Raw genomic sequence first — 9,074 nt, 5'->3', positions numbered from 1 at the left:
GCCCATTTTTCTGATTTGCTTATACCTAAAGATAATCAATCCGGAAAATTTGCACAACCGCTACAAACAAAAAAAGACTGCCTCATTTGAGACAGCCTCTTTTTTCGTACTTAATGTTATAGTTTCTTAAACAAGCAATCTACATTAATAAAGCACTTCATACCAGTGTTCTCTTGCGGCTATTCTTTCCACTTTCGTAACCCAGGCTGCTCTCATGGTAAATATGTATTTGATCTGGCTGCCTTTTGGGTCTTTTTCGTAATAGATAATGCGGATCCGGTCGGGAGATGCACCTGTCACAGCATCTTCTATCGACTTGTATTTAGCAGGAAGTGTATTATCCAGGTAACCAACGGAGGGCGAAAAGTTATTTTTAGAAAGTGATTTTACTGCTGCGGCGAAATAGTTATCAGGAAGTTTGATCTCCAAGGTTTGCCGCTCGTCGTTCCATTGACTGCTGCCCTTTTCTGCACTCTGCGGAAGGAATTCATAAAGCTTTTTACCTGTAGCATAGGGTACATTGCCATGCGGCCCCGAATCAATGACATGGATATTGACAGTCTGCGAATTGAAACTAAATGCGGAATAACCCACGAGCGCTAAAAAGGTAGCCCCATCAATATTTGCTTCGTTACCCAACAGATTTGATGTTTTCGTCACCCCAGCTTGTTCAATCGTCAGCTCCTCACATCGCCAGTATTTGTTTCCTGCTTCCAGGGAGGCCAGCAATGCTTCTTTATCAACAGTCGGTTTTGTTTCAGCCTCAACGGGATCTTCTTGTGAGCACGCGGAAAGGGAGGTAATTAATAGCAGGAGGTACAAATAACGTCTCATAAGTAACAAGTTAGTTCATATGCAAGATAAGATAGTTTTGTAAGTCACCGCACGGCGCATTTTATTTTTTGTAGCTTTGCGCCCCTTTTCAAAACTTTCTCTATGTCAGCCTCCAATCAACTTGGGCATGCTCCTGTCAGATCTCTGTTTTTTCAAAACTATGGTCCTGCTATTATTAGCCTGCTATCCTCCATTGTGCATCAGGTAATCAATGGGATTATACTAGGACAACAGGTAGGGAAAGATGGGCTTGCAGCCGTAGGTCTGTTTGGCCCGGTCGTCATCGTCCTGATCGCATTGAGCTTGCCTGTCATGATCGGTGGAAGCGTGCTGATCGGCAAAGGAATAGGAGCAGGTGACTATAGAAACGTACAACAGGTATTTCAGTTTGCTACCACACTGGTCATTTTAATGGGAGGCTGCGTAGCTGTCAGTGCGCCATTCCTGACAATGCCGCTTGCCCGCTTCCTAGCCGGCGCAGGTAATCTTGCTCTGACAGAAAACACAGCAGACTATGCATTCTGGCAATTAGTCAGTCTTCCGGTATTCTTTCTGGGAATGATCTGGGGCAGCTTCGTACGTGCTAACAATGCACCAAAAGTATCAAGAAATGCGTCGATCCTGGCAGCTGCAGTCAACATCGTTCTTGATGTAATATTCATCATCGTCTTTGAAATGGGTGTTGAAGGTGCATCAATCGCAACATCAGTCGCATTAGCCTGCGGCGCGGCCTACCTTTTTGTCTTCATTTCAAAGGGCAGTACACATTTAAGTTTTTCTTCTTTCCGATTTACACTCAGGCTAGCGCAATGGAAAGAATATTTTCAAATCGGCCTGCCTTCGTTCGCGTCTGAAATCGCGTTTTCATCAGGTTTGTTGCTTATCAACCAATCATTAATCCACTACGGTGCCACTGCAATTGCTGCATTCGGGTTGGTCAATTACCTTAGTTTCCTTTTGATCCGACCATTTACTGCAGCCATGATTGCCGCACTTCCGATTATATCTTACAATATCGGAGCAAAACAACCAGATCGGGTACTTGCAACCCTGCGCTTTTCACTGGGTTTTACCCTAATACTCGGCATAGTAGTTGCAGGGCTGGGTTTGTTCCTGTCTGACGTGCTAGTTGGGTTATTCTCAGGAGATCAAACTGTTAGTTACCGGGAAACTGCGGGCGAAGCAATGGGCTTATACTTCCTGCTATTTCTGGCAGCGGGCCCTAACTACCTGCTTGCAGCATTCTTCCAAAGTACAGGCAAGACAATCGCCTCTCTTTTTGTCAATCTTCTGAAAGGTTTCTTACTGATTCTCCCTGCGCTCGCGATACTGCCTGATTATCTGGGCCTTCCGGGAATTTGGCTGTCCAGGTCGATTTCCGAAATAGTCACGCTCATCGTCATTGCAGCTTATACATTGTATTTCAAAAACCGGTATTACACTAGTGACGCTATCCTTCAAGTTAGTGGTCGCCGGAACTTTTAGGTCTCATTATCCTTTGTAAAAGCAGGCCTACTCTGGAATATATATTATGAAAAAAATAGGATTTTTATCGTTTGGGCACTGGGCTAACCACCCCGCCTACAACGCCCGGACAGCCAGTGATACCCTGCTTCAATCCATTGATCTGGCTGTTGCAGCCGAAGAAATCGGCTTGGACGGGGCGTATTTTCGGGTACATCATTTTGCGTCGCAACTCGCTTCTCCATTTCCGCTGCTTTCAGCGATTGGAGCGAAAACAAGCAAAATTGAAATAGGCACGGGCGTTATTGATATGCGCTACGAAAACCCGTTGTATATGGTGGAAGACGCCGGCGCGGCAGACCTGATCTCGGAAGGTCGATTACAGCTGGGTATCAGCAGGGGATCGCCGGAACAGGTCATCGATGGCTGGCGGTACTTCGGATATGAACTGGCTGGGGGAGAAACGGATGCAGATATGGGACGTCGCAAGGCGCTGGAATTCCTGGAAAGGCTGAATGGAGTTGGGTTTGCGAGACCGAATCCCAACCCAATGTTCCCGAACCCGCCAGGTTTGCTGCGCCTGGAACCCTACTCCGAAGGTTTGCGTGAGCGGATTTGGTGGGGTGCTGCTTCGAATGCAACAGCTGTTTGGGCGGCCGAAAACGGCATGTACCTGCAAAGCTCCACATTGAAGTTTGATGAAAGCGGCAAGCCTTTTCATGTGCAGCAGGCTGAACAGATCAGGCTGTATAAAGAAGCCTGGAAAAAGGCAGGACACCAGCGTGAGCCGAGGGTTTCCGTGAGCCGGTCTATTTTCGCATTGGTCAATGAACAAGACAGATATCTATTCGGTCAGGAAGCCAACAGACGCGACAAGATCGGCATGATCGAGCAAGATAAGCGGGCTATCTTTGGCAGAAGCTATGCTGCTGAACCTGATCAGCTCATTAAAGAATTGGCTCAGGACGAGGCTATTCAGGAGGCGGATACGCTGTTGCTGACCATCCCAAATACGCTGGGCGTCGATTACAACGTGCATGTGCTTTCATCTATTTTGGAGCATGTCGCACCCGGCTTAGGCTGGCGGTAAGTTCTGAATTTGAATGAGATATAATGGCAACCGGTGCAAAGCTGGTTGCCATTGTTCGTTAAAACAGGTCATTCCACACGACACTTTTTTGTACTTTCGCCTAAACTCCTGCTAAACCGTTTATTCAAATGAATCCAATCTGGGCGATTGTAGCTATTATTCTCGGCGTTACTTTGTACAAACAATTTGATTTTCAAACCCTGCAGTTCGAAAAGCCTGCGCTGGCTGTTGTATATCTGCTCACATTTATTGCCTCGGTGTATTTTCTGATAAAAAGCAGAAAACAATCGACCAAGTAAGTTTACAATCATGAAAGTGTGTATTGCTGAAAAGCCCAGCGTTGCGAAGGACATTGCAGGAGTGATCGGGGCAAACCAGCGGCGGGACGGTTATTTTGAGGGGAACGGTTACCAGGTAACCTGGACGTTTGGGCATTTTTGTACGTTGAAAGAGCCTCACGACTACACCGAACGCTGGAAAGCGTGGCGGCTGGAAGATCTGCCTATGATCCCGTCAAGTTTCGGTATCAAGCTGATCGATAATGCAGGCGCATTGAAGCAGTTTGGTGTAATAGAGAGTCTGGTCAGCCAGTGTGAGGAAGTGATTAACTGTGGTGATGCAGGGCAGGAGGGAGAGCTGATCCAGCGCTGGGTCCTGTTGAAAGCCAAATGCAATGTACCTGTCAAGCGCCTCTGGATTTCGTCGTTGACCGAGCAGGCAATCCGCGAAGGTTTTGAGAAGTTGAAGGACAGCGAGCTTTACAACAACCTGTATGCCGCGGGCAGTGCGCGCGCCATTGGCGACTGGCTCCTGGGCATGAATGCGACGCGACTTTTTACCAAAAAATTTGGTCAGGGGAAGGTGGTACTCAGCATCGGGCGCGTACAAACACCGACACTCGCGCTCATCGTGCAGCGACAAAAAGAGATCAATGCATTCGTCTCCGAGGAATATTGGGAGCTCAAAACCATTTACCGGGAAACAGAATTTACAGCCAATATAGACCGCCTTAAAAGTGAGGAAAAAGCAAAAAAAGGCTTGGCTTATCTGCTGTTGCATGATTTTGAAATCACCTCATTTGAAAAGAAAGAAGGTAAAGAAGGAAACCCAAAGCTTTTTGACCTGACTTCCCTGCAGGTGGAGGCCAACAAGAAATACGGCTACTCTGCGGAAGACACATTGAAACACACACAAAACCTTTACGAAAAGAAGTTTATCACCTATCCAAGGGTAGATACCACTTATCTCTCGGAAGATCTGCATCCCAAAGTGGAAGGAATATTAAGAGAACTTACGCACTACGCGCAGTATACCGCGCCGCTACTTGAAAAGCCGATACCGAAATCAAAATCGGTTTTTGACGATAAAAAGGTAACCGATCACCACGCCATTATTCCTACCGGCGTGCAGCCGAATCACATTAGTCAGGACGAGAAATGCATTTACGATCTGGTCACCCGGCGTTTTATAGCCGTGTTTTATCCGGAATGTAAAGTTTCAAACACGACAGTACTGGGGAAAGTCGGTCAGGTTGAGTTCAAGGCTACTGGAAAGCAGATACTGGAACCCGGCTGGCGTGCGCTGTATGCCAATGATGCGAGTGCCAAAAAGGAAGCTGCGGAAGAGGAAAAGCTGATGCCTAACTTCGAAGTAGGTGAAAGAGGGCCGCATGAACCGCGCGTGCACCAGGGAAAAACGACGCCGCCAAAAGCGTATACAGAAGCTACGCTGCTCAGAGCAATGGAAACAGCCGGCAAGCAGGTGGAAGACGATGAAATGCGTGAACTTTTGAAAGACAATGGAATAGGAAGACCTTCCACCCGGGCCAACATCATAGAAACCCTTTTCAAAAGACGATATATCGAGAAGAAAAAGAAGAATATCGTCGCCACGCAGACAGGCATTGATCTCATTGATACGATCCAGAACGAATTGCTTAAAAGTGCCGAGCTGACGGGGAACTGGGAACGCAAGCTGCGCCTGATCGAAAAAGGCGAGTATTCTATGGATACATTCAAGCAGGAATTGATCCAGATGGTTGTGGATCTCACGCAGGAAGTGAAGAACAACCGCGGTCGGGCGATCAGCATTGCGGAGGAAGTGCCGGTAGAAGTCGAAAAAGAGGTAAAGGAAAAGAAGGTCGCCAAACCCAAAGAGCCCAAGGAGGAGATTAATATTGAGACACTTACCTGTCCGAAATGCAAGGCGCATTTGCTGAAAAAAGGTAAAACAGCTTACGGCTGTGCCAATTTTCAGGTTTGCGGCTTTAAGATACCTTTTGAATTTTTGGGTAAAAAGCTTACTGACAAGCACGTTTACGATCTGCTAAGCAAAGGGAAAACGACGCGCATAAAAGGTTTGCAAATCCCGGGCAATCCTGAAACAACCGACGCCAAGCTGGTCATGAACGGAGATTTCAACTTCGAAGTAGGCTAGTTAAGGTTTGATCTTCTCAAAATCGGATGCATTGACCCAGCCAGCTTTCATTTTCTCACCTTTCATGTAGCGTTCATAGAAGTTGCGGGAGGCAGGTTCTGCAAACGGGTAGCTGTCGAAAACGTCTCCTTTCCCAAACATGCGAGGATCATTCTGACTTTTCAGCTCTTTTTCCAGTTGGGTTCGCAGCGCGTTTTTTACTTTGGCGTAAGCAGGGTCTTTCGCGAGATCGGTCATCGCGTCGGGATCTTTGAGATAATTATAAAGTTCTTCCGCCCCCTTTTTTCCAAAAGATAAATTCCATCTTTCCTGATCTTCCCCGGCACGTTTTGCCTTTAGTAGGACGGTTTTCGTCGGACTTCCATCCGTATCGAGGTAGCCGGTTTCGGGGTTACCTGCCGGCCAGCGGTCAGGTTCATAGTTGATCGTGTAAATCAGGCTGTCTTTAACAATCCCGCGTACCGGGTATCCCTGATCGTGTGGCCGGCCCACGTCCGTGCGCTCTTTTCCAAGCAAAACGTGGTCACGTGTTTGATCTGTGCGTCCCGCCTTTCCGCTTGCAAATACAGGAAGTAAAGACTTACCCTGTATTTGCATTCCGGTTTTGCCTTGCAGCCCGGCCGCTTCCAGCAGGGTTGGCGCAAAATCTGTAAAACTTACAAAATCCGACACTTTCCGGCCAGGCGATTTGATCCCGTCTTGCCACATAATAGCCAGTGGAAGGTGGTTATCATATTCGTAAACATGTCCTTTCGTTCTGGGAAATGGCATTCCATTGTCCGAAGTAACGATAACGATGGTGTTGTCCAGCTCGCCTGCATCTTCCAGTATCCGCAGCATCTTTTGTAGATGCTGGTCGAAGTACTCAACCTCGTAGGCATAATCGAGCATATCGTTTCGAACTGTATCATTGTCGGGCCAGTAAGCTGGCACGCGTTCAATATCGGAGCGCTTCTTATTTCCCTTGGCTGCGCCGCTGCCATATTCGTATACGCGATGTGGTTCGTGGCCACCATACCAGAAACAAAATGGCTGGTCGCTGTTGCGGTCTTTCAGAAATACTTCCAGGTTGGCAGCATAGTTTACGGGTGAAATAGCCTTCGTGGGCGCATCCATTTTGATTTCGTTGTAATGCTTCCCAGTCAGCAACCGCGGACTTCCATTGATTTCCCCGGGATCACCAGGTCCCCAGCCTTTGCCGGTAAAACCGGTCAGGTATCCTGCATTGCTCAACTTTTCCACCCAGCTGCTGAATTTCGCCGGAAAAAACGGCACGTGGTTAGCTGCTTCTTCCAACTGCCAGGGATTGCGTCCAGTCAAAATGCAAGAACGGGATGGCGCACACTTGGCATTAGGAGTGAATGCGTTTTCAAACAGGATTCCATTTGACGCAACACGATCAAAGCCCGGCGTGCTGACCCACTTATTTGATAATCCGTACGCGCTCATGTGCCGGTAGGAAGCATCGTCAGCAATGCAAAAGAGGATATTTGGCCTCTTCTGCATTGCGCCAATAGCATCGTTACGGATGATTTGCACAGCAGCCATCAAAGGCAACAGCAGCAACAGGATCCAGCAATAACTTTTGACTTTGCTTTGTTTGATCATGGTCATTATTCCAGCTTGATAGTCCCTGTCTCGCGTTTCGGACTACCTTTCTGTATTTCATTCAACAAGTCGGTCATCTGCTTCAACTTTTCCGGCTGCGAGGAAGCAAGGTTGGTAAGCTGTCCAACATCCGTTTTTACATTATATAACTGGTACTCTTTCGCATTGCCCAGTTCGATATTTACATTCTTGTTTACTGCCGGGCCATTGTAGGGAGGTATCATCACAAAATCACCTTGCCGCAATGCAGTACGGGAGCTCGCTTCTATCACCAGCTCATTCCGCCCTTTTTTGCTTTTACCCAAAAACACATCGAGGTAATTCTGACTGTCCAAACCCTTTGCTTCCTGTCCCGCCAAATGCGCGAGCGAACTTAGTAAATCAAGCTGGCAAACCACGGCGTCGGATACTGTGGGTTTGATCGTGCCTTTCCAGTACGTGATGAATGGAACACGAACGCCAGCTTCAAACAAACTGTATTTGCCGCCCCGCAATGGTCCCGCCGGTTTGTGGCTGCCCAGTTTCTCAACTGCATCGTCATGATAACCGTCATTTACGACCGGTCCGTTGTCACTCGTGAAGATGATCAGGGTGTTTTCAAGAATACCTTCTTTTTCGAGTGTTTTCAATAACTCACCCAGGCACCAGTCTGCCTCCGCGATCGCGTCGCCTCTGGGGCCTATTCCGGTTACCCCTTTAAAGCGGGGATTGGGCGTGCGCGGCACGTGTGGCTGCTGCATGGCGTAGTAAAGAAAGAACGGCTTTGATTTGTTGGAAACAACAAACTGCTGCGCTTTGGTCAGGAACAGGTCGGCCATTTCTTCATCATTCCACTTCGCCTTCGCGCCGCCTTTCATGTAACCAATGCGTGAAATTCCATTGGTGATGCTCTGGTCGTGCCCGTGGTGCCATTTCATTTTCAGCAACTCGGGATTATCTTTCCCCGTCGGCTCACCCGGAAAATTCTCTTTGTAGCTCACCTGAATGGGATCATTCGGGTCAAGACCAACAACACGCGTATTTTCAATGTAAACCGTCGGTACCCTGTCCTGCGTGGCAGCCAGAATGTAGGAGTAGTCGAAGCCCAGCTGGTTGGGCCCGGGCTTGATTTCCTTGTTCCAGTCTGTATTTCCATCTCCCAATCCCAGATGCCATTTACCTACGATCCCTGTCGCATACCCTGCTTTTTTCAGGATTTTCGGAATGGTCGCTTGCGCTGTATCGATCAGCAGCGGAGCATCACCCGGCAGGATCTTCGCGTCTTTGTTACGCCACGGATACACGCCCGTTACCAATGCAAAGCGGCTGGGCGTACAAGTTGACGAAGTGGCATAACCATTTGTAAACCGAATGCCACCTTTCGCGAGCCGGTCCATATTCGGGGTATTCAAAGCAGTCGCTCCATAAGCACCCACATCGCCATAACCGAGGTCGTCGAGATTTATGAGAATGATATTGGGTTTCGCTGCGTCAGGCTCTTTGCCTGCAAACTGCCAGCCGGTAGCAGCCATCAAAACTGCAAATGAGAAGCCCAGAATAGTAAGCTGTATGTTTTTGTTCCGTGTTTTCTTTATCATGTGATATAAAATTGAATGGGGGATATGTGGTTAATTGAGCTTCAACCTGCATTGAAGAAAGTGTT

7 protein-coding genes are annotated in these 9,074 nt (G+C 47.9%); 4 read left to right on the top strand and 3 right to left on the bottom strand.

All coding sequences use genetic code 11. The annotated features are described in order from the left end of the window. Positions 1-144 precede the first annotated feature (144 nt). Positions 145-834, bottom strand: coding sequence for a hypothetical protein (locus ASG33_RS18395; protein WP_056288443.1), 690 nt, complete (start codon positions 832-834; stop codon positions 145-147). A gap of 102 nt (positions 835-936) precedes the next feature. Here ASG33_RS18395 and ASG33_RS18390 point away from each other — a divergent pair, with 102 nt between their 5' ends. The 4 genes from ASG33_RS18390 to ASG33_RS18375 all read left to right on the top strand — a co-directional run bounded on the left by ASG33_RS18390 (position 937) and on the right by ASG33_RS18375 (position 5,824). Further along, positions 937-2,319, top strand: coding sequence for an MATE family efflux transporter (locus ASG33_RS18390; protein ID WP_056288440.1), 1,383 nt, complete (start codon positions 937-939; stop codon positions 2,317-2,319). 46 nt (positions 2,320-2,365) lie between these two features. After that, positions 2,366-3,388: an LLM class flavin-dependent oxidoreductase gene (locus ASG33_RS18385; protein ID WP_056288436.1), complete on the top strand. Its 1,023-nt coding sequence runs from the start codon at positions 2,366-2,368 to the stop codon at positions 3,386-3,388. A gap of 128 nt (positions 3,389-3,516) precedes the next feature. Then, complete coding sequence (locus tag ASG33_RS25975; RefSeq protein ID WP_056288433.1) at positions 3,517-3,687, top strand: hypothetical protein; 171 nt, start codon at positions 3,517-3,519, stop codon at positions 3,685-3,687. A 10-nt stretch (positions 3,688-3,697) separates the two neighbouring features. Beyond that, the gene (locus ASG33_RS18375; RefSeq protein ID WP_056288429.1) at positions 3,698-5,824 is read left to right on the top strand and encodes a type IA DNA topoisomerase; all 2,127 of its coding nucleotides are present in this window, start codon (positions 3,698-3,700) and stop codon (positions 5,822-5,824) included. Here the strand turns inward: ASG33_RS18375 and ASG33_RS18370 are convergent, their stop codons facing one another. After that, a complete protein-coding gene (locus ASG33_RS18370) occupies positions 5,825-7,432 on the bottom strand; it encodes a sulfatase (RefSeq protein WP_229238716.1) in 1,608 nt (535 codons plus the stop codon). 5 nt (positions 7,433-7,437) lie between these two features. Beyond that, positions 7,438-8,943 carry an arylsulfatase gene (locus tag ASG33_RS18365; RefSeq protein WP_229238725.1) on the bottom strand — a complete coding sequence of 502 codons (1,506 nt, stop codon included), beginning with the start codon at positions 8,941-8,943 and terminating at the stop codon, positions 7,438-7,440. Between the last annotated feature and the right edge of the window lie 131 nt (positions 8,944-9,074).

This window comes from Dyadobacter sp. Leaf189 (assembly GCF_001424405.1).
Classification (GTDB): Bacteria; Bacteroidota; Bacteroidia; order Cytophagales; family Spirosomataceae; genus Dyadobacter.
This window is presented reverse-complemented; position numbering and strand designations above follow the sequence as displayed.